The sequence below is a fragment of the Streptomyces iakyrus genome (assembly GCF_000717055.1).
Classification (GTDB): domain Bacteria; phylum Actinomycetota; class Actinomycetes; order Streptomycetales; family Streptomycetaceae; genus Streptomyces; species Streptomyces iakyrus.
Genome location: NZ_JNXI01000001.1, coordinates 131174 through 156108, shown reverse-complemented (window position 1 = coordinate 156108; position 24935 = coordinate 131174). Strand labels below are relative to the sequence as shown.

Genomic DNA, 24935 nt, shown 5'->3' with positions numbered 1-24935 from the left:
TAACAGTCGGTTACGGGGTGAGCTCGGAGTCCAGGAGCGTCGTCAGCCGGGGGCCCGTGCCCTCGCGGGCCTTGGCGTGCTCCAGCCGCAGCCGGGCCGAACGGCCGCGCAGGATCAGGGTCATGAGCTGGTTGCCGAACCAGGGGCCGCCCGTCTTGCGCCAGCTGACCGGCGGTTTCCGGAGGCGGCCGTGCCGGGCGAGGCCGCGGCCCAGGCGCCGCGCCATCGCACTCCAGCCGATGCGGAACGCCAGCCGCATCGACAGCGGGACGGAGTTGTGCACGGGGGAGCAGACCAGCTGCACCACCCGGGCGTCCGGGCTCCGGCCGGGCCACGAGGGCTCGGCGATGTAGGCGTGGTGCACGTCCCCGGAGAGCACGCACACCGTCGCCGGTGCCCGGTCGCCCGTGCCCGCCTCGGCGATCAGCTCCGCCAGCCCCGCGAAGGACTCGGGGAACGCCGACCAGTGCTCCAGGTCGGCGGCGCGCCGCACCTTCTCCCCGAACCGCGCCCAGCGCTCGCCGCGTTCACCCCCGCACAGCGCAGCGTTCCAGCCCTCGGCGTCGTGCACCAGGTGCGGCAGCAGCCAGGGCAGCGAAGTGCCGATCAGCAGGTGGTCGTAGGCCTCGCGCGAGTCCAGCACCTGCTCGCGCAGCCAGGCCTCCTCGCCCGGGTCGAGCATCGCGCGCTCGTCCTCGGCGAGGACCCGGGCGGCCCGGCTGTCCACCATCACCAGGCGCACGCGCCCGAAGTCGCGCCGGTAGCTCCAGCGGACCGTGGCGGCGTCGGCGTCGGCCCGGGAGGCGAAGGCGCGCAGCACATCGGTCCCGTCGGGGGTCTCACGGACCGCCTCGTACACCGGGTCGGCCGCCAGCTCCTCCAGGGAGAGGTTCCCGAGGTGCTGGTGGACCCAGTAGGACATCAGGCCGCTCAGCAACCGCTCCTGCCACCAGCCGGTGGAACGCATGTCGGCGAGCCAGGCGGCGGAGGTGTTCCAGTCGTCGATCACGTCGTGGTCGTCGAAGATCATGAAGCTGGGCACGGTGGACAGCAGCCAGCGGATGCGCGGGTCGAGCCAGGACTCGTAGTAGAGGTGGGTGTACTCCTCGTAGTCCGCGACCCCGTTGCCCGGCTCCTCCTTCAGGTCGCGGCGGCCCGCCAGCCAGCGTTGCGTGGCGTCGGAGGTCTCGTCGGCGTACACCTGGTCGCCGAGCAGCAGCAGGACGTGCGGCCGCTCGCCCTCGGGGTCGGCTGCGAGGCGGGTGGCGAGGGCGTCCAGGGCGTCCGGGCCCACGGGGTCGTCCCCGCCCGCCGGGGGAGAGGCCCAGCGGCAGGAGCCGAAGGCGACGTTCAGGCCGCTCTCCGGGCCCGGCGCGTGGATCGCCGAGGGCGGGAAGGGGGAGCCGGGCAGCGGCCACACCCGGGTGCCGTCGAGCAGCACCTCGTACGTCGTGGTCGTGCCCGCCGTCAGGCCGGTCACCGGGATCAGCGCGTAGTGGTGGCCCGCGATCTGGAAGCTGCGGGCCGTGCCGCCTGCGCCGTCGGCGCAGCGCACCTCGGCGGTGCACGGACGGCTCGTCTCGACCCACACGGACGCGGACGAGCCGTCGGTGTACCTCAGCAGCGGTCCGAGGCGCAGTGCGCTCATGTCGTTCCCCTCTCCGTCGCCCCGTACGGTACGGAACGACGGAGGTCAGCGGGGAGGTCCCGACACGAATCAGCGTGTCAGCAGCTCGCCAGGTAGTTCGTCAGCGCGGACTTCTCGGCCGAGTCGACGGAGAGGTCGTAGTAGTACTTCACCTGCACCCAGGCGCGGACGTAGGTGCAGCGGTACGCCGTGCGGGAGGGCATCCAGGTGGCCGGGTCCTGGTCGCCCTTGGCCTGGTTGACGTTGTCGGTGACGGCGATGAGCTGCGGGCGTGTCAGGTCGTTGGCGAACGACTGGCGGCGGGAGGTGGTCCAGGAGTCGGCGCCCGAGTCCCAGGCCTCGGCCAGCGGCACGAGGTGGTCGATGTCGACGTCGGAGGCGGCGGACCAGGTGGCGCCGTCGTAGGGGGAGTACCAGCTGCCGCTGGTGGCGGCGCAGGAGGAGTCCTGCTGGACGTTGGTGCCGTCGCGCTTGAGGACGACCTCGCGGGTGTTGCAGGAGCCCGACTGGGTGATCCAGTGCGGGAAGAGGTCGCGGTTGTAGCCGGTGCGGTCCTCGGTCGCCACGGTGAGCGAGGCGAGGTAGGAGCGGGCGGTGGCGCCGCTCACAGGGGTGGGGAGGGCGGCGGAGGCCGTGGGGGCGTTGAAGAGGGTGGCGGCCGATATGAGCGCGGTGGCGGCCGCGGCCAGGCTGAGCCGTCGACGCGCGTAGAACCTGGGCATGCGAACTCCCTGGGGAGGAGGGGGTGTTGGCGTGCGAGCAGGGGAATGCTCGCGGTGCCGTGTTGCGCACAGGTGTGCGCCCGGTGAGAAGTTAGTGACACGTGCATGACATGACAAGGTTCGCGGGGAAAGTTTTCACGCCAGGGGTGTCGCGTACGATGGACGGCGCAGAAGGGGAGTAGCTCTTCGCCGGACCGTCGACATACTGCTCAGCCCGCCTGAGCCGGCGCCCGGAGGCGGTCCTTTCCCAGGACCCGCCAGCGAGACCTTCGGCAAAGCAGTGCATGCCCGCGCCCCCCGGTGCGGGTTCCGAGTGTGCTGCCGTGCCGAGGTGTCGTGTGCGAAGGTCCAGCACTCTCGGTGGGGCAGCCCCGACCGATTGAGGAACCCTTGATCAGCCTGACCGTGACGGCCGTCGTCTTCGGCGTCGTCTTCCTCGCAGAACTGCCGGACAAGACCGCCCTCGCGGGCCTCGTCCTCGGCACCCGCTACCGCGCCTCCTACGTCTTCGCCGGTGTCGCCGCCGCCTTCGCGCTGCACGTCGCGCTCGCCGTCGCCGCCGGCAGTGTGCTGACGCTGCTGCCGCAGCAGATCGTGCAGGCTCTCACGGGCGTGCTCTTCCTGGGCGGGGCAGCGGTGCTGCTGCTGCGGAAGGGCGAGGACGAGGAGGAGGTCCGCAAGCCGGAGAACCAGTCCTTCTGGAAGGTCTCGGGTGCCGGGTTCATGCTCATCCTGGTCGCCGAGTTCGGTGATCTGACCCAGATCATGACCGCGAACCTGGCCGCCCGCTACGACGACCCGCTCTCCGTCGGCCTCGGCGCCGTGCTCGCGCTGTGGGCCGTTGCCGGGCTCGGGATCGTCGGCGGCAAGACGCTGATGAAGAAGGTGCCGCTGCGGCTGATCACGCAGGTCGCGGCGCTGGTCATGCTGGCGCTCGGGGTCTGGAGCCTCTGGGAGGCCGTCACCGGCTGAGCGGGCGAGCCGAACAGTGGGTGAACGTCCGGTGGGGCCCCCTGGCGCGAAGGCCGCCTTGTTTTGTACCGTAGAGAAACAAAGTGGCCTCCGCCCGTTTTCCCTGACCGGCGGGCGGGGCCGCCTTGTCTCCCGGGGCGTGCCGGTCGCGATCCGTCGTCCGCCCCCCTCCCGCGCTGGAACGCGCCCCGAGCCTTGGAGCTGCCGATGACGGCCACCGCCGTGCTCACCGCCCGCGCCCTCCTGCTGGACATGGACGGCACCCTCGTCAACTCGGACGCCTCGGTCGAACGCGTCTGGCGGCGCTGGGCCGAGCGCCACGGGCTCGACGGCGACGAGGTCATGAAGGTCGTCCACGGCCGCCAGGGCTACGCCTCCATGGCGCTGCTGCTGCCCGGGCGGCCGATGGAGCAGAACCACGCCGACAACGCCCGGATGCTCGCCGAGGAGACGGCCGACACCGACGGTGTCGTGGCGATCCCCGGCGCGCCGGAGTTCCTGGCCTCGCTGCGCGGGCTGCCGCACGCGCTGGTGACCTCGGCCGATGTGCCGCTCTCGACGGCGCGGATGGCCGCGGCCGGTCTGGAGCAGCCCGAGGTGCGGGTGACCGCGGAGTCCGTCGGGGCGAGCAAGCCCGACCCGGAGGGCTTCCTGAAGGGCGCCGCCGAGCTGGGCGTCGCCCCCGGGGACTGTGTGGTCTTCGAGGACTCCGGGGCCGGGATAGCGGCCGGGCGGGCCGCCGGGATGACGGTGGTCGGGGTCGGGCCCCGGGCCGCGGCCCACGAGCCGGACGTGGTGGTGGAGGACCTCACGAAGGTGCGGGTCGAGGCGAGTGCGGGCGGGACGATCCGGCTGCGCATCGGGTGAACCCGGGCCGCCCGGCTCAGCGGGATGGCCGGGCCCCGGACCGGCTGGGCGGAGATGTCCGGGCTCGGTGGGGTGGCGCCCGGGCCCGGTCGGGCGGCGGCGACGGTGCGCGTCACTCGGGTGGCCGGCGTGCGCGTCGCGCGGGCGGCGAGGCAGGCATGTGTCCGTGGGTGGCCGGAGCGCGTGAGTCCCTCGGGCGGCGCTGGTCAGCCCGTCACATGGGCGGCGATGACGCGCGCGCACTCCAGGGACTCGGTGTGCGTCGTGTCCACCTCCACGTCGTAGCACAGACCCTCGTGCACGACCGACGCCTGTGACGCGGCCATGCCCTTGACCCGGTCCCCCCGGGCGATCTCGCGGCCCGCGGCGACCTCGGCGTCGCACCGGACCCCGACCCACAGCACGGTGAGTCCGGCGAGAGCCTTCTCCCACCGCTCACGGGACGCCGCGCCGCCGAGGAAGACGTCGTCGACGACGATCCCCGCGCCGGCGCGGGCCATGGCTGCGATGCCCTCGGTCCAGGCCGCCTCCAGAGCCCGGAACTCCGCGCCGACGCTCACGCCGCCGTCCGCCGCGAACGTGATCCCGCCCTCCGAGCCCTGGAGCTTCGCGGGCAGCGCCTCGACGAACGAGTCGACGCCGAAGGTCATCCACGCACCGGGCAGGACCTCTTGCAGGCACCGGACGATCCCCGACTTGCCCGAGCTCGAACCGCCGTTGAGAACGATCACCTGAGTAGTGATCACCTGAGTAGTCACGGCGTCACGATAGAGCGGCCGGGCCGGTCAGGGCTCCCGGGTTTCCGACTCCAGCTTCGCCCGGGTCTCCCGGTCGTAGACGCCGAGGTCGTCGACCTGGATGCCGCGGGACCACTGGTAGGTGCGGACCGCTTCCTCCAGCCGGTCGTCGAAGCTGCCGTCGGTGTCGTCGACGTACAGGTTCAACTGTCGCAGGCGGAGCTGGAGTTCGGTGACCTCCGGGCCGTTGTCGCCGAGGCGCAGGACGGCCGGGCCCTTGTTCTGGCGGGAGTTGTCCGGAGGCGCCTGGCCGGGGCCGGTCGCCGATGCCGACGGCTGCGATGCCGACGCGGAGGGCGACTGCGACGGGCTCGCCGAGGCGCTCGCGGACGGCGACGGCGAGGCGGACGGGCTCGCCGTGCGGGACGGCGACGGCCGCGGCGCTGCCGGGGCCGGCGGAGCGACCGAGGCGCTGCCCTTCGGAGGCGTGGACGCCGCGCTGCTCGACGGGGCGTCCGGCACGCTCGCACGGATGTCGTCCGGCAGCGCGGTGTCCCGGGACGGGCTCTCGTAGGAGAACAGCCCGCTCGCGTACCCGGCCGCCGTGACGACGGCGACGCAGGCACCGGCGGTGGCGAGGAGCAGGGTGCTGCGCCGGCGCGGCCGACGCGTACCGGACCGGCCGCCTTCCGGCGCCCCGACGGGTGTCCTCACGTTTCCGTCGAACATCCGCAGGTCGGTGACGCTCGGTTCGGTCGGGGCGGGGGCCAGGGGCGTGGGAAGCGCCGAGGTGACGGAGGGGGCCGGCAGCGCGGCGGTCACGTCCGGGTCGACAGGCGCGACCGTGTCGATCGGGCGCAGGGGCATGGTGGCGTCGGTGGGCGCGGGCGGCCGAGCGGTACCGCCGGGGAGTGAGGCCTCGGCGTCCGGGAGGCTGCCGGAACCGTCCGCCGCAGCGGCCGGGCCCGGTGTCCTTTCGGCCCGGGACTGCGGCGGATTTCCGCTGCCGTCCGTTGCGGCCCGGCCCGGTGCGCCTTCGGCTGCGGGCCCGGGGTCCTGGGCCCGCGGTGCCTCGGCAGAACCGATTCCCGGCGGCCGGTGGGCGTCTCCGTACGGCAGGGCGGCGCTGTCGCCCGCTTCGGCTGCGGACGACGGACCGGGGACCTGGGCGGGTGACGCTTCCGCCGGGGCGGTTCCGGGACGTCGGGCGGCGCCGTCCACGGCGTGCGGGGCGGGCTCGGCCGGGGGTGCCGTGACCGGGGTGCCTGCGAAGGACGCACCCGCGGGCCCCCCAGGGCGCGGGGACGCCGTCGCCCCGGCCGGTGAGGCGGGCCGCCCCTCCTCGGAGCCCGGCGCGCCCGGCCCGGCGGACCCCCCGCCGTCGATCTCCACGTACGGGCGGATCCGCAGTGGGTCGAAGTCCTCCGCTGCCGCCGCCTGGGTCGTGCGGGCGTCGCGGAGGGCCTCGGCGGCCCGGTCGGTGCAGGCGCAGGCGGGGGTGTTGTCCCGCTGTCTGGGTGCGCCGCACTCCGGGCACGGGTGGCCGTTGGGCGGTTCCACGCGTTCCTCCCTCCCCTCGCGAACTCCAGAGATTATCCAGATCTTCTCCACAGTGCGGTCGAGGAGCCCCCGGAAGCACAGCTTCCAAAGGGGCCCGGCGGGCCATAACCGGTCACAGCGGTCACGATGGAAAAGGTCACAGCAGACGCGGGAGGTCGGATGGCCGAGGACGGGAACGCCACCACGCTGACGCCCCCGGGCGCGGCCCCTCAGGAGCAGGTGTCCGGGAACGTCCTGGTCTCCATCGGAGCCCTGCTCCTCGGCATGCTGCTCGCCGCCCTCGACCAGACCATCGTGTCGACCGCGCTGCCCACGATCGTCAGCGATCTCGGCGGTCTGGATCACCTCTCCTGGGTGGTCACCGCATATCTGCTGGCCGCGACCGCCGCGACCCCCCTGTGGGGCAAGCTCGGCGACCAGTACGGGCGCAAGCGGCTGTTCCAGACGGCGATCGTGATCTTCCTGGTCGGATCCGCGCTGTGCGGCGCCGCGCAGGACATGGCCCAGCTGATCGCGTTCCGGGCCGTGCAGGGCCTCGGCGGGGGCGGGCTGATCGTGCTGTCGATGGCGATCGTCGGCGATCTGGTGTCGCCGCGCGAACGCGGCCGCTACCAGGGCCTGTTCGGTGCCGTCTTCGGCGCGACCAGCGTGCTCGGGCCGCTGCTCGGCGGGCTGTTCACCCAGCATCTGAGCTGGCGCTGGGTGTTCTACATCAACCTGCCCGTCGGCGTCGTCGCGCTCGCCGTGATCGCCGCCGTCCTGCACATCCCGCGCACGGCGCGACGGCACGTCATCGACTACCTCGGCACCTTCCTCATCGCCGCCGTCGCCACCTGCCTGGTCCTGGTCGCCTCGCTCGGCGGGACGACCTGGGCCTGGGGGTCCTGGCAGATCGTCGGTCTGGCGGTCCTCGGCGTCGTCCTCGCCCTCGCCTTCGTGGCCGCCGAGCGGCGGGCCGCCGAACCCGTCCTGCCGCTCAGGCTGTTCCGCGTACGGACGTTCACGCTCGCCGCCGTGATCAGTTTCGTCGTCGGGTTCGCCATGTTCGGCGCCATGACCTATCTGCCGACGTTCCTCCAGGTCGTGCAGGGCATCAGCCCGACCATGTCCGGTGTGCACATGCTGCCGATGGTGCTGGGCCTGCTGCTGGCCTCGACGGCCTCCGGGCAGATCGTCAGCCGCACCGGCCGCTGGAAGGTGTTCCCGATCGCCGGCACCGGCGTCACCACGCTCGGACTGCTCCTGCTCCACCAGCTGGACGAGAACAGCTCCACCGCCGAACTGAGCGGCTTCTTCTTCGTCTTCGGGCTCGGCCTCGGCCTGGTGATGCAGGTCCTCGTGCTCATCGTGCAGAACGCCGTCCCCTACGAGGACCTGGGCGTGGCCACCTCCGGCGCGACCTTCTTCCGCTCCATCGGCGCCTCGTTCGGCGTCGCCGTCTTCGGCACGGTGTTCGCCGGCCGCCTGGGGGAGCAGCTCACCGACGCCTTCCGCGGTGCCACGCTGCCGCCCGGCGTCTCGGTGGACGCACTGGAGGCCGACCCGCGCGGCATCGCCGCCCTGCCGCCCGGCCTGCGCCCGCCGGCCCTGCACGCCTACGCCGTCTCCATCACGGACGTCTTCCTGTACGCCGCCCCGGTCGCGCTCCTCGGTTTCGTGCTGGCCTGGTTCCTGAAGGAGGACCGGCTGCGCGGCTCGGTCACCGCGCCGGACGTCACCGAGACCCTGGCCAGCAACCCCGTCGAGCGGTCCTCGTACGACGAGGTCTGCCGGGCCCTTTCGGTGCTCGGCACCCGCGCGGGGCGGCGGGAGATCTACCGGAAGATCACCGCCCGGGCGGGCTACGACCTGCTGCCCGCCACGAGCTGGCTGCTGCTGCGGATGCGGCGCCACGGCTCGGTGGAGCCGGGCGTGCTGGCCGACACCATGCCCGTGCCCCTGACCGTGATCATGGAGGCCGCCCGGCAGGCCGAGGAGCGCCGGCTCGCCGTGCGCCGGGGCGTCGACATGGTCCTGACCGGGCAGGGGCGCGAGGTCGCCGGCCGGCTGGCCGAGGCCCGCGAGGAGTCCCTCGCCGAGCTGCTCGGCGACTGGTGGGGGCCGGACCGGCCGACCGACCTGGAGCGGCTCGTGCGCGAGCTGAACGGCGAACTGTGCGGGTCCCGGCGCGAGCGGCCGTACCGCACGCGCCCCCCGGAGGAGAGGGTCTGACCTCAGGCCGGATCCTTGGTGAATCCGACCTCAGGCCAGGTCCTTGGTGAACCAGTGTTCCGCGTACGGGTCGTCGTTGTGGCGTGCGGTCTCCCGGTAGCCGAGGCGGGCGTAGAGGCCGCGGGCCTCGATGAGATCGCTGCGGGTGTCGAGAATCATCCGGGTGGCGCCCAGCGCGCGAGCGGCGTCCTCGGCGGCTCCGACCAGGAGCGGGGCGCCGCCCAGGCCGCGCATCGGCTCGCGCAGGAACACCCGCTTGAGCTCGGCGGTCGTGCCGTCCACCAGCCGTACGCCCGCACTGCCGGCCGGCTCACCGCCGTACCGGGCGACCAGCAGCCGGCCGTCCGGCGGGGCGAGGTCGGCACCCGGCTGGGCGGCGATCTCCCGCTCCAGCTCGGCCGGGTCGGTCCGGCGCCCCTCGTGCAACAGGTACCAGCGGTCGCTGACCTCGGTGTAGTACGCCCGCCACAGAGCGGCGGCGACGGGGGAGTTGTACGGTTCCGGGGTCACGGTCCAGGTCATGAACCGCATTCTTCACGGGCGCCCCATCGGACACGCAAACGAATAGTCCCGGCCACGCGGTCGCGCCCGGGCGCCGTTTGGACCCGGGGTTTGGGGCAACCCGACGAGCGAACCGGCTCGCGAGGAGAGCCGGTTGGGCCGAGAACCCGGAAGGCATTCATGTCCACTGGCCTGATCATTGCTCTGATCGTGATCGCGGCGGTCGTCATCATCGCGGCCGTCATGACCCTGCGCGCCCGCGGGCCTCGGCAGGGCCCGAGCCTGAAGCGGCGCTTCGGACCCGAGTACGACCGGGCCGTCGCCCGGCACGACGGTGACGCCAAAGCGGCCGAGCGCGAACTGACCGAGCGCGTGCAGCGCCACGGCGAGCTGCGCGAGCGGCCGCTGGAGCCGGCGCAGCGCGAGCAGTACGAGGCGCGCTGGACGGCCGCCCAGGAGCGGTTCGTCGACTCGCCGCGCGACGCCGTCGCCGAGGCGGACCGGCTGCTCGCCGAACTTGCCGGTGCCCGGGGCTTCCCGGACGGCGGGCAGTACGAGGAACAGCTGGCCGCACTGTCCGTGCACCACGCCCACCACGTGGACGGCTACCGGCGCGTGCACCGCGCCGCGCATCTGCGCGCGGAGGACGCCCGCGACGGCGGCCAGGGTACGGAAGACATGCGCGAGGCCTTTGTGGCGGCCCGCGCCCTGTTCGAGGAGTTGGTGAAGCCGGCCCGCCACGACGGCGGCGGCCGCACCGGCGAACGGCACGACAACGGCCGTGAGCGCGCCGCCCTGAACGGCGGCCGCAAGGCCCACTCCCGCGGCGGGCACATGCCGTGGGCGATGAACCGACGTCAGGCGAAGGAGAGTTGAGGCAATGACCGACATGACCCGACCGCCCGGCGACCAGGCGCCGGACGCCCGCGGCGAGAGCGCCCTGGGCACCGGCCACCGCCCGGCCGCACCGGGCACCGACCGCCACGAGACGGCCCGGGGTCCGGAAACGGACCGCGGCACCGCGCGCGGCGTCGAGACCGACCGCGGCGCCCCGCACGGCACCGACGCGGACCGCGCCGTGGCGCACGGCACCGATCTGCCCGGCATGGACCGGAACAGCACGGACCGGCACGACACGGAGGGCACCGACCGGCTCGGCACCGACCGGAACGACCCGGACCGGCTCGGCACCGACCGGAACGACCCGGACCGGCTCGGCACCGACCGGCTCGGCACCGGGCACGGCACGGAGGGGCTCGGCTCCGAAACACCCCGCGCCGACCACGGCACCGGCCCCGACAAGGCCGGCCCCGCCAAGAACCGGGCCCACCTCCTCGCCCACGAGGAGTCCGACAAGCTCGGCTCGCAGTTGCAGCACGCCGTCGCCGGGTTCGTCGACGGGCCCCGGGCCGCTGTCGAGGAGGCCGACCACGTGCTGGAGGAGATCGCGGCCCGCTTCACCGAGGCCGTGACCCAGCGCCGCCGCACCCTGCGCCATTCCTGGCAGTCCGTCGAGGGCGGCGAGGGCAGGTCCGTGTCCTCGGCCGACACCGAGCAGCTCCGGCTCGCCCTGAAGGACTACCGCGAGCTGGCCGAACGGCTGCTGCACGTGTGAGCCGGGGGAGATTCCCCGGTCACCGGTCCGCCCGGCGCTCCCGCCACTGCCGTACGACGTCCTCGACGTCGTACGGCTTCTTTCCCAGCGGGGGGCCGGGCGGCGGCTTGAACATCATGTCGCGGATCTTGGCGTTGACCTCGTCGATGATCTTCCGGACGATCCGCTCCGAGGGGGCCGCGAGCGCGGCCTCCAGCGCGTCCTCCGCCTCCTTGCGCAGGGCCAGTGCCGGCGGCAGGACGGAGAAGCCCTCGCGGGCCATCTTCCGCTTGACCCACCACAGTTCGTCGTAGGTGCTCTCGATCTCGCGGGGGAGCGGTTCGCCCGCGCCCGGCAGCCGGTCGAACTCCCCGCGCGTCTCCGCGTCACGGATCTGCTTGTCGACCCAGGACTCGAAGTCGACGCCTGGTGGCTTTCGCTCGGTCATGAGGCCATTGTGCCGGACACCGCGTGGCCGGGCGTTTTATCATGCGGCGGGCCAAGAACCTGTCTGGCCCACCGGGACGTCTCAGAAGGAGCGCACGTGCTCGAACTCACCATGGCCACCGTTGCGGAGGCGGAGGCGGGCGCCACGGCCGGCATGCTCATGGCCGATGCGCCGAGCGAGCCGGGCGCGGTGCTGCGGGTGGGCCGCGACAAGTCCGTGTGCCGGCTGAGCACGCCGGACGACTGGCTGTTCGTCTCCCGTGTCCACCTGGAGTTCCTGTGCGGACCGGAGGGGACCTGGCAGGTCACCTGGCTGCGCGGCTCCCAGCCCGACCCGTCCTCCGAAGTGCGGCTGACGATGGGGGAGTACGTCCAGCCCCTGGCCTACGGCGGCACCGTCCCGCTGCCCAGGGGCGGCAGCGGCGAGATCATCGTCCAGGACCGCACCGCCCCGCGCAGCGTCAACGTGGGCTTCTACCACGAGGTGTGACGGCGGGCCCGCACGCCGTGTGACGGCGCGGCCTCACGCCAGCACGCGGGCCAGCGCGAACCCGTCGTAGCCCTTCATCCCCACCGTCTGGATCGCGGTGCCGCTCAGCCTCGGGTGGGCGGCGATCAGTTCGATCGCGCTACGGGTGCCCGTCACGTCCGGGGCGGTGCTGTCCGCGTCGATGACCCGGCCGCCCCGTACGACGTTGTCGAGGACGATCAGGCTGCCGGTGCTGGTGAGCCTGATCGCCCACTCCACATAGTGCGGGTTGTTGGCCTTGTCGGCGTCGATGAAGACCAGGTCGAACGGGGGCGGGTTCTCGTCGGCCAGCTTGGGCAGCGACTCCAGGGCCGGCCCGACCCGCACCTCGACCAGCTTGTCCAGGCCGGCGCGGGCGATGTTGCGGACGGCGACCTCGGCGTGCCGCGGGTCGTACTCCAGGGAGACCAGGCGCCCGTCGGCTGGCAGGGCGCGGCCCAGCCAGATGGTGCTGTAGCCGCCGAGCGTGCCGATCTCCAGGATGTGGCGGGCGCCCTGGATCTGGGCGAGGAGCTGGAGCAGCTTGCCCTGGTTGCCCGCGACGTTGATGTGCGGAAGCCCGGCGGCGTCGCTGTCGCGCAGGGCGGCCGCCAGGGCTTCGTCGTCCGGGGCGAGGTGGGTGGTGAAGTAGGCGTCGACCTCGTCCCAGACGTGCGACTCGCTCATGCACCTCTACCTTTCGTCAGCATAGTTAGCATCCCTAACTACTGGCGCTGACGAAGATAGTTGGTGCGCGGGTTGCTGTCAGCGGGATTTCACTCGGCGTGTCGACCCGCCACGGAGGGCGCCGAGCCGGGCAGCGGGCGCCCCGCCGACTCCGCCATGCGCCACACGGCGAAACCGCCGATCACGGCCGCGGCCATCATGTAGTACGCGGGCATCATCATGTTCCCGGTCGCGCCGATCAGGGCCGTGACCACCAGCGGGGTCGTGCCGCCGAACAGGGACACCGAGACGTTGAAGCCGATGGACAGCGAGCCGTAGCGGACCTTCGTCGGGAACAGCGCCGGGAGCGCCGAGGGCATCGCCGCCGTGAAGCAGACGAGCAGCAGGCCGAGGGCGCCCATGCCGAGCGCGACCGCGAGCAGGCTTCCCTCGCGGATCAGCAGCAGGGCCGGGACGGACAGCAGGAGGAAGCCCGCGCAGCCGGTGGCGATCACGGGGCGGCGGCCGACGCGGTCGGTCAGGGCGCCGGCGAACGGCTGGACGATCATCATCACGGCCATCACACCGAGGACGACCAGCAGGCCGTGCGTCTCGTCGTAGTGGAGCTGACCGGTCAGGTAGCTCGGCATGTACGACAGCAGCATGTAGTCGGTGACGTTGAAGACCAGCACCAGGCCGACGCAGAGCAGCAGCGCGCGCCACTGGCCCGCGACCATCTCGCGCAGCGGCGTCTTCGGGCGGTTGTTCTCGGCCTTCTCCGCCTCGGCCGCGAAGGCCGGGGTCTCCTCCAGACGCAGCCGCAGGTAGAGGCCGATGATGCCCATCGGGCCCGCGATCAGGAAGGGGATGCGCCAGCCCCAGGAGGTCAGGTCGTCGGTGGAGAGCAGGGCGGTCATGATCGTGACCAGGCCCGCGCCGGCGATGTAGCCGGCGAGCGTGCCGAACTCCAGCCAGCTGCCGAGGAAGCCACGCCGCTTGTCGGGGGCGTACTCGGCGATGAACGTGGAGGCACCCGCGTACTCACCGCCGGTGGAGAAGCCCTGCACGAGCCGGGCAACCAGGAGCAGGACCGGCGCGCCGACGCCGATCGTCGCGTACGACGGGATCAGGCCGATCGCGAAGGTGCCCGCCGCCATCATGATCATGGTGAGGGCGAGGACCTTCTGGCGGCCCACGCGGTCGCCGAGCGGGCCGAAGACCATGCCGCCGAGCGGGCGGACCAGGAAGGCCGCGGCGAAGGCGCCGAACGTGGACAGCAGCTGGGCGGTGGGGTTGCCCGAGGGGAAGAAGACCTTGCCCAGCGTGACCGCGATGTAGCTGTAGACGCCGAAGTCGAACCACTCCATCGCGTTGCCCAGCGCGGCCGCCTTCACGGCGCGCTTGACGAGCGCGGGGTCGGTGACGGTCGGGTCGGGGGCTTTCGCCGTGCGGGTCTTCACGAGGGACGCGGGGGAGACGACTGAGGCAGTCGACAAGACTCGCTCGCCTACCTTTCGACGGGGACAGGGACGCGGTCCCGCGCGGCGGCGCTGTCGTACGGGCCGAAAAAGCGACGATAGGCGGATTTGCTCCGCTTACGGGCGGTACGCCGCTCGTTGCACACTGCACGTAAATCGTGGCTGTGCTGCTGCTTCTGCCCCGCGGAAAGGGGTTCACGACCGATCTTCATGTGATCCATATCGCGCCTGTGAGGGCCGCTCACGCCGCCCGCGCGCGATCACAACCGCTCGCGTCTTCTTCTCCGGAACCGCGCATTCCCCATAGGGTTCGCAGGAGGAATTGCCACATTCAGGACATGTGGGATGAACTGGCGCGAGAGGCCGACGAGGCGTGGCGAATGCGGATCACGGCGGACGACCGGCGGAAGGCTTCGGAGCGACGGCCACCGGTGCGGCTCACCCGCGCCTGCGCGCCGCCCGCCTCGGGCTGTGGCTGATCGCCGCCGTCCTCGCCGCCCGGCAGGTGGCCATGGTCCTCGCCACCCCGCGCGGCGAGCGGCTGACCGACCTGGAGACCTGGGTCGGACCCAACGGCGTCCTGCACGTGAACGGCTCGCTCTACGCCTCGACCCGCTTCACCGGCACGCCCTTCGGCGGACTCGCCCTCAAGCCGCTCACCCGTTCGGCCGAGCAGGCCCTCGGCTGGGGCTGGACCTTCGGCACGCTGCTGCTCGTCGTCGCCCTCGGCCTGATCGCCGCCCGCGCCCTGCCCCCGCCCGTCGGCCGCCGCACGGCCCTGCTGGCCGCGCCGGTCGCCGTCAGCCTGCTGATGCTGTCCCTGCCCGTCCGCAACACCCTGTGGCTCGGCCAGACCAGCGTCATCCCGGTCCTGCTCGTCCTGCTCGGCTGCTTCGCCGCCCGCGGCCAGCGCACCAGCGGCCTGTTCATCGGCGTCGCGGCGGCGCTCCAGCCCACCCTGCTGCTGTTCGCGCCCCTGCTGTGGTGCACCGGCCGCAGACGCGCCGCGCTCGCCACCGGCGTCACCTTCGCCGCCTGCACCGGCATCGCCTGGGCGGCGATGCCGCACGACTCCCACCGCTACTGGGTGCATCACATGGCCGGCGTCGGCCTCGGCGGCCCTGCCGACGGCCTCGCCAACCAGTCCCTGCACGGCGCCCTCCTCCGGCTCGGCCTGGACGGACCCCTGGAGGTCGCGCTCTTCCTGTCGCTCGGCGCGGCCGTGGCCGTCCTGGCCCTGCGCCGGGCCGTGCGCTGCTTCCGCGACGGCCAGTTGCTGCTCGCCGTCGCCATCACCGGCTGCGCCGCGATCGTCGTCTCGCCGACGGCATGGCAGCACCAGTTGCTGTGGGTGCTGCTCACGGTCGTCGGCCGGGTCGGCAGACGCGCCTCTGACCGGTACGTGTGGCCGGTCGCCGTCGTCGTGGTCATGACCCTGCCGGCCACGATGATCCTGCCGAACATGGCGTCCCTGAACCCCGTGCGGGACAACGTCGTCCTGCTGGCCGCGCTCGCCGCCGCCACCGCCGTGCCGTTCCTGTCGCGCGCCTCGCCGGCCTGGCGGTCGCCGCTGCCGACCGCCCACGCCCCCGCGGTCCCGTCCCGCTTCCGGCACGTGCCGCTGCTGCCGTTCCTGCGCCGCGTCCTCGCCCGCCCGAACCTCCTGCTGGAGCTGCTCCTGCTCCGGGTCACCTACGCCGCCTACTCCCAGGTCCGGCTCGCCGCCACCGGGGGCAGCAACTCGGCCGGGCGCGCCGAGGCCGAGGAGCACGGCATGCAGATCTACGACCTGGAGCGCACCCTGCGGCTGGACGTCGAGCACTGGATCAACCACACCGTCGCCGGGATCGGCTGGCTGCGGGAGTTCCTCGACCAGTACTACACGTCCTTCCACTTCATCGTCCCGCTGGCCGTCCTCGCGGTCCTCTACTGGCGCCGTCCCGCCGACTACCGCTGGGCCCGCTCCGCCCTGGGATTCGCCACCCTGCTCGCCCTGGCCGGCTTCTGGCTCTACCCGCTGGCCCCACCTCGTCTCATGCCGACGCTCGGCTTCATCGACACCGTGCACGGCGTCCAGGACTTCTCCCGGCCCGACTACGGCACGCTCACGCATCTGACCAACCAGTACGCGGCCATGCCGTCGCTGCACTTCGGCTGGGCGCTGTGGTGCGGCGTCGTGATCGCGATCCTGGCGTCACGGTGGTGGCTGAAGGCGCTGGGCCTGCTGCATCCACTGCTCACCGGGGTCTCGATCGTGGCGACCGGCAACCACTGGGTGCTGGACGCGGCCGGGGGAGCGGTGGTGGTGGCGGCGGGGTTCGGACTCACGTACCTGCTGTCCGGCCCCCGGGCCGCCACCGCCGCGGCGGCCGGGCGGGAACCCGTGCCGACCCGAAAGGCCGTAAACGGGTGACTGGTTGACGGCGCAACATGCCCGAGATGCAGCCCGGGTGAGGGCCGCGCACGATGAGAACAAGGGCACCCTCTCTGGAGGTGAACGGCATGCGACGTGTGCTCATCGCCGTAGCGGCGCTGGCTCTCCCCATCTCCCTCGCGGGAGCACCGGCTGTGGCTTCGGCGACCGACTCGGCCAAACCGGCCCAGGTCGTGGAGAAGTCGAATCGTCCAGCAGCCCTCGTGGCCCAGGGGCCGGACGACATCTGCGACTTCACCATCAACCGACCGAACCTCCGTCTGGGGTCATCCGGAGCGGTGGTCCAGCAGGCCCAGTGCTACCTGAACCAGGCGATCGACGCCGGTCTGGACGTGGACGGGGACTTCGGCCGACAGACGCAGTCCGCGACCAGGGCCTTCCAGCAGTGTGCCGGAATCGTCGTCGACGGTCGCATCGGAGCGCAGACCTGGTCCTTCCTCTCCTTCTGGGCCAACGCGCCGGATGCTCCCTTCTGTTAGCGGGCCGCGCACTCGAACCACACCGTCTTCCCGCCCCCGGACCACAGCGACACGCCCCACTTGTCGGCCATCGCGTCGAGCAGCAGCAGTCCCCGGCCGCCCTCGGACTCCGTGTCCAGGGTGGCCGGTGTGCACGGCAGTTCGTCGCTGCCGTCCGTGACCTCCACCCGTACGCCCGTGCGCTGCCGCAGCAGCAGCAGTGCGCAGCGACGGTCCGGGACGTGCCGTACCACGTTGGCGAGCAGCTCCGTCACGCCCAGCTCCACGGCGTCCGACAACTCGGGCATGCGCCACTCTTCGAGGAAGAAACGGACGATACGGCGGATGTGCCGGGGGGCGTGTTCACCGACGGTGAGGCGCATCGCGTACTGGGCGGGAATGTATTCGTTCACGGGACGAGGCTGACGTGCGCTGACTACCCTCGGCTACGGAACGGATACAACCGGTTCCTTTGTGGACCGAGTTGCGTGAGAGGGGCTTCTGCCGTGACCCACATCAACGCCCTTGACCCGGGTGCTTCGCCGCTCGACTACTACGGCTTCGAGCTGCGGCGCCACAGGGAGGCCGCCGGGCTGACGCAGCGGCAGTTGGGGGACATCCTCAATTACACCGGCTCCTTGGTGGGCCAGATCGAGACGGCTCGGAAGGTTCCGACCCCGGAGTTCAGTGAACGTGCGGATGCGGCGCTGGGCACGGACGGAATGTTCTCGCGGCTGGTGGAACTGGTGCTGCGGAGTCGGCTTCCGGCATGGTTTCAGCAGGTGGCCGAGCTGGAGATGCGGGCCACGGACATCTGCTCCTTCCAGACGCACATGGTGCTCGGGTTGCTCCAGACTACGGGGTACGCACGGGCTGTGCTGGGCGCGTTGGATGAGACGGACCTCGAAGACCGAACGGCAGTACGTCTTGCTCGCCAGCGCGTCTTCGAGAAGGGGGAGCCGCCGGTCTTCTGGGCGGTCCTCAGTGAGGCGGCGCTGCGCTTGGAGATCGGGAGCCCGGAGGTGATGAGGGAGCAACTCGCGCACTTGTTGTCGTTCGAGGGGAACCCCAGGATCAACATTCAGGTGCTGCCCCTCTCAATCGGAGCGCACGCCGGGCTGACAGGCTCATTCGACCTCTACCACTTTGCCGCTGACCCGACCATCGTTTACACGGAGAGCTATGGCAGCGGGCATCCGACCGCGAATCCGGACACCGTCAAGAACTGTTCGCTCCGTTACGATCATCTCCGAGCTGCCGCGCTCTCCCTCAAGGACTCGGCACGGCTCATCCGGCGCGTAATGGAGGAACGCTATGGAGATGCAGTGGCGTAAGTCGTCCTACAGCAGCGACCAGGGCGGTCAGTGCCTCGAGGTCGCCGAAACCCCGGAGGCCACCATCGCCATACGCGACTCCAAAAACCCGGCGGGACCGATCCTCACCCTCGATCCCGCCACGTTCACCACCTTCGTCAACTGGACGTCTACAACCGCTGAATGATCGTGCCGGTGGCCAAGCCGCCCCCCGCACACATGGTGATCAGCGCGAACTCCTTGTCCGCGCGCTCCAGTTCGTGAAGTGCCGTCGTGATGAGCCGGGCCCCGGTCGCTCCCACCGGGTGCCCGAGCGCGATCGCGCCGCCGTTGACGTTGACCTTGGACAGGTCCTGGTCGAAGACCCGCGCCCAGCTGAGCACCACGGACGCGAACGCCTCGTTGATCTCCACGAGGTCGATGTCCTTCAACGACATCCCCGCCTTGCCCAGCACGGCGTTCGTCGCGTCGACCGGGCCGTCGAGGTGGAAGTGGGGGTCGGACCCCACCAGGGCCTGAGCCACGATCCGGGCCCGGGGGCGGAGCTTCAGCGCACGGGTCATCCGTTTCGACGCCCACATGACCGCCGACGCCCCGTCGGAGATCTGCGACGTGTTTCCGGCCGTGTGCACCGCCGTCGGCATGATCGGCTTCAGTGAGGCCAGACCCTCCGCCGTCGTGTCGCGCAGGCCCTCGTCCCGGTCGACCAGGCGCCACATGCCCTGCCCGGCGTGCTGCTCCTCCTCGGTCGTGGGGACCTGGACCGCGAACGTCTCCCGTTTGAAGCGTTCCTCCGCCCAGGCGTGGGCGGCCCGTTGCTGCGAGACGAGACCGAGCGCGTCGACGTCCTCGCGGGTCAGGCCCCGGTGGCGGGCGATGCGCTCGGCCGCCTCGAACTGGTTGGGCAGGTCGACGTTCCACTCGTCGGGGAACGGCTTGCCCGGCCCGTGCTTCGAGCCCGACCCCAGCGGCACCCGCGACATCGACTCCACCCCGCAGGAGATGCCGACGTCGATCACGCCCGCCGCGACCATGTTGGCCACCATGTGCGAGGCCTGCTGGGACGACCCGCACTGCGCGTCGACGGTCGTCGCGGCCGTCTCGTACGGGAGCCCCATGGTCAGCCAGGCCGTGCGCGCGGGATTCATGGACTGCTCGCCGGCGTGCGTGACCGTACCGCCGACGATCTGCTCGACGCAGTCGGCGGGGATGCCGGTGCGGCCGAGGAGTTCGCGATAGGTCTCGCCGAGGAGGTAGGCGGGGTGCAGATTGGCGAGCGCGCCGCCGCGCTTGCCGATGGGGGTGCGTACGGCTTCGACGATCACGGGTTCGGCAGCCATGGGTGCGGGTCCTCTCCGGGAGGCTCAGCGGAACTAGTACGCGTTCTAGTTCTGTGCACAGTGTGCTGAGGGCCGCTCGGTGACCGCAAGAGTCCTGCGGGCAATTGGCGGGGCCGTGCCTCTTGCTACTTGTAGAACCCGTTACTACCGTCACCGCAACTCCGCACAGCTGATGGGCCGTCAGACCTCAGAGTCGGTACGAGTGGTGGGAGCCGCCCATGCCCTGTCCCGCGCTGCCCGAGGGGTTCGACTTCACCGACCCCGACCTGCTGTACCACCGCGTGCCCCTGCCGGAGTTCGCCGAGCTGCGCCGGGCCGAACCGGTCTGCTGGGTGCCGCAGCGGGCCGGACTCGCCGGCTTCCAGGACGAGGGCTACTGGGCCGTCACCCGGCACGCCGACGTCAAGTACGTCTCCACGCACCCCGAGTTGTTCTCGTCGTCCCTCAACACGGCGATCATCCGCTTCAACGAGCACATCGAGCGCGACTCCATCGACGCCCAGCGGCTGATCCTGCTGAACATGGACCCGCCCGAGCACACCCGGGTCCGGCAGATCGTGCAGCGCGGGTTCACGCCCCGGGCGATCCGGGCGCTGGAGGACCGGCTGCGGGCCCGGGCCCACTCCATCGTCGCCGCCGCCCGCGCGCGCACCGGGCCGTTCGACTTCGTCACCCAGGTCGCCTGCGAACTGCCTCTCCAGGCGATCGCCGAGCTCATGGGCGTCCCCCAGGAGGACCGGGACAAGATCTTCGACTGGTCCAACAAGATGATCGCGTACGACGATCCCGAGTACGCCATCACCGAGGAGGTCGGCGCCGAGTCGGCCACGGAGATCATCGCCTACGCGATGAACATGGCCGCCGACCGCAAGCAGTGCCCGGCGCACGACATCGTCACGCAGCTCGTCGCGGCGGAGGACGAGGGCAACCTCAGCTCCGACGAGTTCGGCTTCTTCGTGCTGATGCTGGCCGTCGCGGGCAACGAGACCACCCGCAACGCCATCACCCACGGCATGCACGCCTTCCTCACGCACCCGGAACAGTGGGAGCTGTACAAGAGCGACCGCCCTCAGACGGCGGCGGAGGAGATCGTGCGCTGGGCGACCCCCGTCGCCGCCTTCCAGCGCACGGCCACCCAGGACACCGAACTCGGCGGCAAGCGCATCCGCAAGGGCGACCGGCTGGGCCTGTTCTACGCCTCGGCCAACCACGACCCCGAGGTCTTCGACGATCCCGACACCTTCGACGTCACCCGCGACCCCAACCCGCACCTCGGTTTCGGCGGCGGCGGACCGCACTACTGCCTGGGCAAGTCCCTCGCGGTGCTGGAGATCAACCTCATCTTCAACGCGATCGCCGACGCCATGCCCGGGCTGAAGCTGGTCGGGGACCCGCGCCGGCTGCGCTCGGCGTGGATCAACGGGGTGAAGGAACTCCCGGTGAGCACCGGCTGACGGTGAATCCTGCCGGTGGGGGCGGAGGTCACAGCGTCGTTCTCGCCGCGCACGTCCACGGGAGCCGGGAGATCAGCCAGCCGTCACCCAGGGGGGCTCCGTCGGCGGTGAGCAGGATTCCCGAACGCGCCCGCACGGCGTCCGTCAGCGCCGTTCCGCGCGGCGCGTGATCCTCGGACACGGCCTGCGCGAGTGCCGCGAGAGCGGCTCTGGCACGGCGTACCGCGCACGTGTGGGGGTGGACGGCCCACACCTCGCGGTCCGATGCCGCCTGGCGCAGGCGGGCGAACGAGACCAGTCCGCAGTCCGTAGGCGTGAGCACGGGACCCGTACCGCGTACGAAGCGCGCGAACCGGTCCTGCGGCGCCAGCACCGCCAGCGCGCCACCGGGGCCCGGCGAGATCCCGACCCTGTCGGCCTCCTCGACGACGGCGCGCCCGAGCGCGCGCCAGCGGGGTTCCTCGTCCGGGGCGACGGCGAGCGCGCTCACGCCGAGGGCCGTCGCCGCCTCGACGATCCTGCGGGCCAGCACGTCCCCGTCCGGTGCCCAGCTCAGTGCGGGCGCCCCTGCCCTCACGAAGGGGAGCAGACAAGGGAGTCGGGCGGCTCGGTACACCGGCAGGGCCCGGCGGGCGTCCTCCGTGTCGCTGTGGCCGACGACTGCCGCGTGTCCGGCGCCGGCCACGGTCCGGGCGACCTCCGGCGTCTCGTCGTAGACGTGCCACTCGGCGGCGTCCGGACGGGCCCTTCGAATCCGTTCCAGCTGGCCGAGGAGGGCCGCCCCCCAGTCTGTGCGCGGCCCGGTCAGCGGGGCGACGACGGCGACGCTCGGTCTGGCCACCCGGTCAGCCCCAGATCAGTGAGTCGCCGCTGGTCACGACGGCCCGGGTCTCGGTTCCGGTCGCCGCGGCGCTCTGCACGCCACCGAGGACGAGGGCGGCGGCAAGAACCGCGAACAGGCCACGGAGCAGATGAGAAGCGGACATGAGGATCCCCCTGGGTGATCGTCGCTCGACGGGCGTCGAGTTCCTGGTCGGTCGGTGTGTGATCAGCGAAGGCCGCTGGGCGATCATCATGTTCCGGCGGGACCGTCCGCGGCCATCCGGAGGACGTTCCGGCACCGGTCATGGCCAGGGGCGGACGGCGTGCGGAGCACGGTGGGCAGCCGTCCGTCGCTCGTCCGTTCAGCCGTCCACGGCGGTCCGAATGGCGGACCACGGCTTTCCCGCTGCGGGGGACCCTTCCTAAGATCCCCGAGGGAGCGCTTCACGGGGGACAGCGCTCGTCACTCAGTAGGGGGACCCATTCCGGTGGACGTGCGTGCCCGAGCCCAGGAGCTCTACCGCCTCGCTCTCGACAACGCGGCCTGGAACCCGCAGACCCTCACCGAACAGCGCGGCTGGAGCGGGAGCGAGCTCGCCGGCGCACTCCAGCTGCTCGGTGAACTCGGCCTGTTGGTGCCGTCGTCGGGCCATGACAATGGCTGGACGGCCCTCGCCCCGGACACCGCACTGCGCAAGCTGCTCCTCGACGAGGAGCAGCACACGGACGCCCTGCTGAGCGCCGTCCGGCAGACCCGCTCCGCGCTCGCCCAGGTGTTGGCGGACTTCCAGCCGGTCCACGCCCGGGAGCTGGCCTCCGTTCAGATGGAGGTGGTCAATGGTATGGCCAATGTATCCGCGGTTCTGGAGGACGCCTCGCGGCGGGCGGAGGAGGAAGTGCTGTCCCTGCACCCCGGTCGCCCGCTGCCCGCGGAGATGGTGGAGGCGGGGCTCGAACGCGACCGGCTCGTGCTGGGCCGCGGCGTGAGGATGCGGACGATCCATCTGCGCTCGGCGGCCTCCGCCCCCCACATGACGGCGTATCTGCGGCGGCTGAACGGGGCGGGCGCCCAGGTCCGCACCGCGCACACCCTGCCCATGCGGCTCATCGTGGTGGACGGCTCGCTGGCGATCGTGCCGGCGTCCCGGACCGCGGACGGGGAGATCGCCGCCATCGTGCTGCGCGGCGAGACGCTGGCCGGGGTGTTCCGGGGGATCTTCCAGCACAGCTGGGAAAGCGCCACCGTGCTGACCGAGTCGGCGACCGACAGCCCCGAGGGCGACTGGCACCCGACCGGCCGCCACCGTGAGCTGGTGCGGATGCTCGGGGGCGGACTCACCGACGAGGCGATGGCCCGCAAGCTCGGGGTCTCCGAGCGCACGGTCCGCCGCCTCGTCTCCGAACTGACCGAACGGCTAGGAACGGCCAGCCGGTTCCAGGCCGGTGTCTGCGCGGTCCGGCTCGGCTGGCTCGACGACTGACGTCTGCCGCGGGGCGGCCGCGCTGCGGCCCCACGCCGTGCCCGCGAGAACGAGAAGCGCACCCAGCAGCCCCAGCCAGCCCGGCCGGTCCCCCGCGAGGGTGACCCCCACGACGGCGGCCCACACCGGCTCGGTGCCCAGCAGCAGGCTGACCCGGGAGGGCGAGGTACGGCGTACGGCCCACATCTGCACGAAGAACGCGAACAGGGTGCAGAACACCGACAGATAGAGCAGCCAGAGCCAGTCCCCGGCGTCCAGATCCGCCGCGGCGGCCCACGTGGTGCTGCCGGTGCCGGGCAGCGTGGACAGCACCGCGAACACCGCGACCGCGCCGCCCAGTTGCACCGTGGTCATCGACATCGAGTCCGCGCCCTGCACCGACCGCATGCGCGACATCGCCAGCACGTGCACGGTACGGGCCACGGCCGCGCCCAGCATCAGCAGATCACCGAGGGACGGCGCGGTGAACCCGGCGCCCTGGGTGAGGAGCAGCACACCCAGCACCGACAACCCCGCTGCCGCCAGGAACGACCGGGAGGGCCGCCTGCCCGTGAACCGGCTCTCCGCGAGCGGCGTGAAGATCATGGTGAGGCTGATGATGAGCCCGGCGTTGGTCGCCGAGGTGTGCACGACGCCGTAGGTCTCCAGCAGGAAGATGCCGGAAAGGATCAGCCCGAGGACACCGGCCCCCCGCAGCTGCGCCCCGTCCAGCGCCCTGAGCTTGCGCCACCCGGTGCCGACCAGGACCGGCAGCACCACACCGAACCGCAGGACGAGCACGGCCAGCACGGTCTGCGCCGTGGTGACCTCCTTGGCGGCGAGATAACTGGAGCCCCACACCACCGCGACCAGCAGGACGGGCAGATCGGTCAGCCAGGCGCGGCGGGCCGCGTTGACGGTCATGGGGGACTCCTAGGGCAGCGGACGATGGAGGCTGGAGGGCGGGGTGGCTCAGCGCGCGGTGTAGGCGATCACCAGGACGTCGCGGTGGGCGGCGAGTTCGGGGTCCACCGGGCGCACCGGGGTCACCGAGTGCAGCGTGCGGCGGTCGTCGCCCAGCAGGAGGTCACCGGGCTCGGACAGGGTAACGGTGAGCAGGTGTTCGCCCGCGTCGGTGTAGACGCCGCTCTCACCGCCGGTGACGTTGCTGCGGCCGATGAGCAGCGAGGTGATGAAGGTGACGCCGTCTCGGTGCCGGCCCTCGGGCGCGGGCTGTCCCTGCTGGTCGGCGGAGGCGCTGATGCGGTACGGGTGCAGTTTCACGTTCCATGACGCCGTGCCGTCGACGTCGGTGAAGATCCGGCCGAGTTCGACGAGGACGGAACGCAGCAGCGGGTCATCGGTGAAGGACTCCGTCAGCGGGTCGAAGACGCGCTCGATGCCGCCGTTGAGCGGATTGATGTCCGACTCCTGACGGTACGGCGTGTGCGGGAGCAGGGTGAGGTCGCCTGCCGCCGGGTCCAGCTCGAACTGGCCGTAGCGGCGGTACCGGTAGGTGCCCCCGTCGGCCATGTACGTGTCGAGGGTGAGCTCGTCCCAGTGGGCGGCGAACCGCGCCCAGTCGGCGGCGCCGACACCGGCGAGCGCGGAGAGCTGCGCGGAGGGCATCAGATGACCGCCGGGCCCGGTGAGGGCGTTGACGGCGTCGTCGGCGGCGGGGTGACGGGTTGCGGCAGTGGTCATGGCGTACTCCGTGGGTGAAATCCGCGGTAGGGATCCGCG

Annotated in this window: 26 protein-coding genes; 12 read left to right on the top strand and 14 right to left on the bottom strand. The window is 71.9% G+C overall.

From position 1 onward, the window contains the following. Positions 1-10: 10 nt before the first annotated feature. A complete protein-coding gene (locus OO68_RS00675; RefSeq protein WP_033306095.1) occupies positions 11-1648 on the bottom strand; it encodes an alkaline phosphatase D family protein in 1638 nt (545 codons plus the stop codon). Between the two features lie 77 nt (positions 1649-1725). Beyond that, positions 1726-2370 carry an HNH endonuclease family protein gene (locus tag OO68_RS00670; RefSeq protein WP_033306094.1) on the bottom strand — a complete coding sequence of 215 codons (645 nt, stop codon included), beginning with the start codon at positions 2368-2370 and terminating at the stop codon, positions 1726-1728. A 390-nt stretch (positions 2371-2760) separates the two neighbouring features. Between OO68_RS00670 and OO68_RS00665 the strand changes: the two genes are divergently transcribed. After that, positions 2761-3342: a TMEM165/GDT1 family protein gene (locus OO68_RS00665; RefSeq protein WP_033306093.1), complete on the top strand. Its 582-nt coding sequence runs from the start codon at positions 2761-2763 to the stop codon at positions 3340-3342. 207 nt (positions 3343-3549) lie between these two features. Continuing rightward, positions 3550-4209 carry an HAD-IA family hydrolase gene (locus OO68_RS00660; RefSeq protein ID WP_033306092.1) on the top strand — a complete coding sequence of 220 codons (660 nt, stop codon included), beginning with the start codon at positions 3550-3552 and terminating at the stop codon, positions 4207-4209. Positions 4210-4415: 206 nt separating this feature from the next. Here OO68_RS00660 and cpt read toward each other — a convergent pair whose 3' ends face one another. Continuing rightward, complete coding sequence (cpt, locus tag OO68_RS00655) at positions 4416-4952, bottom strand: chloramphenicol phosphotransferase CPT (protein ID WP_209442531.1); 537 nt, start codon at positions 4950-4952, stop codon at positions 4416-4418. A gap of 42 nt (positions 4953-4994) precedes the next feature. Further along, entirely contained in the window at positions 4995-6506 is a 1512-nt protein-coding gene (locus tag OO68_RS42025; RefSeq protein WP_051814222.1) for a peptidoglycan-binding domain-containing protein, read from the bottom strand. 159 nt (positions 6507-6665) lie between these two features. Here OO68_RS42025 and OO68_RS00645 point away from each other — a divergent pair, with 159 nt between their 5' ends. Beyond that, a complete protein-coding gene (locus OO68_RS00645) occupies positions 6666-8717 on the top strand; it encodes an MDR family MFS transporter (RefSeq protein ID WP_033306090.1) in 2052 nt (683 codons plus the stop codon). A 30-nt stretch (positions 8718-8747) separates the two neighbouring features. Here the strand turns inward: OO68_RS00645 and OO68_RS00640 are convergent, their stop codons facing one another. After that, positions 8748-9239 carry a GNAT family N-acetyltransferase gene (locus tag OO68_RS00640; protein WP_078625140.1) on the bottom strand — a complete coding sequence of 164 codons (492 nt, stop codon included), beginning with the start codon at positions 9237-9239 and terminating at the stop codon, positions 8748-8750. A 159-nt stretch (positions 9240-9398) separates the two neighbouring features. On the opposite strand from OO68_RS00640, the gene OO68_RS00635 reads away from it, so the two are divergent. After that, the gene (locus OO68_RS00635) at positions 9399-10094 is read left to right on the top strand and encodes a hypothetical protein (RefSeq protein WP_033306088.1); all 696 of its coding nucleotides are present in this window, start codon (positions 9399-9401) and stop codon (positions 10092-10094) included. Positions 10095-10098: 4 nt separating this feature from the next. Continuing rightward, positions 10099-10833 (top strand): hypothetical protein, encoded by a 735-nt coding sequence (locus OO68_RS00630; RefSeq protein WP_033306087.1) that lies wholly within the window; start codon positions 10099-10101, stop codon positions 10831-10833. Between the two features lie 19 nt (positions 10834-10852). On the opposite strand, the gene OO68_RS00625 is transcribed toward OO68_RS00630, so the two are convergent. Then, entirely contained in the window at positions 10853-11260 is a 408-nt protein-coding gene (locus OO68_RS00625; RefSeq protein ID WP_033306086.1) for a DnaJ family domain-containing protein, read from the bottom strand. 96 nt (positions 11261-11356) lie between these two features. Between OO68_RS00625 and OO68_RS00620 the strand changes: the two genes are divergently transcribed. Then, positions 11357-11749 carry an FHA domain-containing protein gene (locus tag OO68_RS00620; protein ID WP_033306085.1) on the top strand — a complete coding sequence of 131 codons (393 nt, stop codon included), beginning with the start codon at positions 11357-11359 and terminating at the stop codon, positions 11747-11749. Positions 11750-11782: 33 nt separating this feature from the next. Here the strand turns inward: OO68_RS00620 and OO68_RS00615 are convergent, their stop codons facing one another. Together OO68_RS00615 and proP are read right to left on the bottom strand one after the other, a co-directional pair. After that, a complete protein-coding gene (locus OO68_RS00615; protein ID WP_033306084.1) occupies positions 11783-12454 on the bottom strand; it encodes an O-methyltransferase in 672 nt (223 codons plus the stop codon). Between the two features lie 89 nt (positions 12455-12543). Then, positions 12544-13929 carry a glycine betaine/L-proline transporter ProP gene (proP, locus tag OO68_RS00610; protein WP_033306083.1) on the bottom strand — a complete coding sequence of 462 codons (1386 nt, stop codon included), beginning with the start codon at positions 13927-13929 and terminating at the stop codon, positions 12544-12546. Between the two features lie 355 nt (positions 13930-14284). Between proP and OO68_RS00605 the strand changes: the two genes are divergently transcribed. Both OO68_RS00605 and OO68_RS42875 read left to right on the top strand, forming a co-directional pair. Next, the gene (locus OO68_RS00605) at positions 14285-16324 is read left to right on the top strand and encodes a bifunctional glycosyltransferase 87/phosphatase PAP2 family protein (protein ID WP_033306082.1); all 2040 of its coding nucleotides are present in this window, start codon (positions 14285-14287) and stop codon (positions 16322-16324) included. 89 nt (positions 16325-16413) lie between these two features. After that, on the top strand, positions 16414-16824 hold the full coding sequence (locus tag OO68_RS42875; protein ID WP_157852643.1) for a peptidoglycan-binding domain-containing protein: 411 nt from the start codon (positions 16414-16416) through the stop codon (positions 16822-16824). Here the strand turns inward: OO68_RS42875 and OO68_RS00595 are convergent. Continuing rightward, positions 16821-17216, bottom strand: a complete 396-nt coding sequence (locus OO68_RS00595) for an ATP-binding protein (RefSeq protein ID WP_033306081.1) — start codon at positions 17214-17216, stop codon at positions 16821-16823. The two genes, OO68_RS42875 and OO68_RS00595, sit on opposite strands and share 4 nt — an antisense overlap. 93 nt (positions 17217-17309) lie before the next feature. On the opposite strand from OO68_RS00595, the gene OO68_RS00590 reads away from it, so the two are divergent. Both OO68_RS00590 and OO68_RS00585 read left to right on the top strand, forming a co-directional pair. Further along, complete coding sequence (locus OO68_RS00590) at positions 17310-18137, top strand: helix-turn-helix domain-containing protein (protein WP_033306080.1); 828 nt, start codon at positions 17310-17312, stop codon at positions 18135-18137. Further along, the gene (locus tag OO68_RS00585) at positions 18118-18303 is read left to right on the top strand and encodes a DUF397 domain-containing protein (protein ID WP_033306079.1); all 186 of its coding nucleotides are present in this window, start codon (positions 18118-18120) and stop codon (positions 18301-18303) included. Before OO68_RS00590 ends, OO68_RS00585 begins: the two co-directional genes overlap by 20 nt. Here the strand turns inward: OO68_RS00585 and OO68_RS00580 are convergent. Continuing rightward, complete coding sequence (locus OO68_RS00580; protein WP_033306078.1) at positions 18287-19456, bottom strand: steroid 3-ketoacyl-CoA thiolase; 1170 nt, start codon at positions 19454-19456, stop codon at positions 18287-18289. The genes OO68_RS00585 and OO68_RS00580 overlap by 17 nt on opposite strands. 218 nt (positions 19457-19674) lie before the next feature. On the opposite strand from OO68_RS00580, the gene OO68_RS00575 reads away from it, so the two are divergent. Next, entirely contained in the window at positions 19675-20910 is a 1236-nt protein-coding gene (locus tag OO68_RS00575; protein ID WP_033306077.1) for a cytochrome P450, read from the top strand. Between the two features lie 28 nt (positions 20911-20938). Here the strand turns inward: OO68_RS00575 and OO68_RS45185 are convergent, their stop codons facing one another. Both OO68_RS45185 and OO68_RS46070 read right to left on the bottom strand, forming a co-directional pair. After that, a complete protein-coding gene (locus OO68_RS45185; protein ID WP_051814219.1) occupies positions 20939-21751 on the bottom strand; it encodes a type 1 periplasmic-binding domain-containing protein in 813 nt (270 codons plus the stop codon). A gap of 4 nt (positions 21752-21755) precedes the next feature. After that, the gene (locus tag OO68_RS46070; RefSeq protein WP_157852642.1) at positions 21756-21896 is read right to left on the bottom strand and encodes a hypothetical protein; all 141 of its coding nucleotides are present in this window, start codon (positions 21894-21896) and stop codon (positions 21756-21758) included. A gap of 324 nt (positions 21897-22220) precedes the next feature. Here OO68_RS46070 and OO68_RS00565 point away from each other — a divergent pair, with 324 nt between their 5' ends. Further along, positions 22221-23213 carry a helix-turn-helix transcriptional regulator gene (locus OO68_RS00565; RefSeq protein WP_033306076.1) on the top strand — a complete coding sequence of 331 codons (993 nt, stop codon included), beginning with the start codon at positions 22221-22223 and terminating at the stop codon, positions 23211-23213. Here OO68_RS00565 and OO68_RS00560 read toward each other — a convergent pair. Then, on the bottom strand, positions 23148-24116 hold the full coding sequence (locus OO68_RS00560) for a DMT family transporter (RefSeq protein ID WP_033306075.1): 969 nt from the start codon (positions 24114-24116) through the stop codon (positions 23148-23150). The two genes, OO68_RS00565 and OO68_RS00560, sit on opposite strands and share 66 nt — an antisense overlap. Positions 24117-24164: 48 nt before the next feature. Next, on the bottom strand, positions 24165-24896 hold the full coding sequence (locus OO68_RS00555) for a 2OG-Fe dioxygenase family protein (RefSeq protein WP_033306074.1): 732 nt from the start codon (positions 24894-24896) through the stop codon (positions 24165-24167). Between the last annotated feature and the right edge of the window lie 39 nt (positions 24897-24935).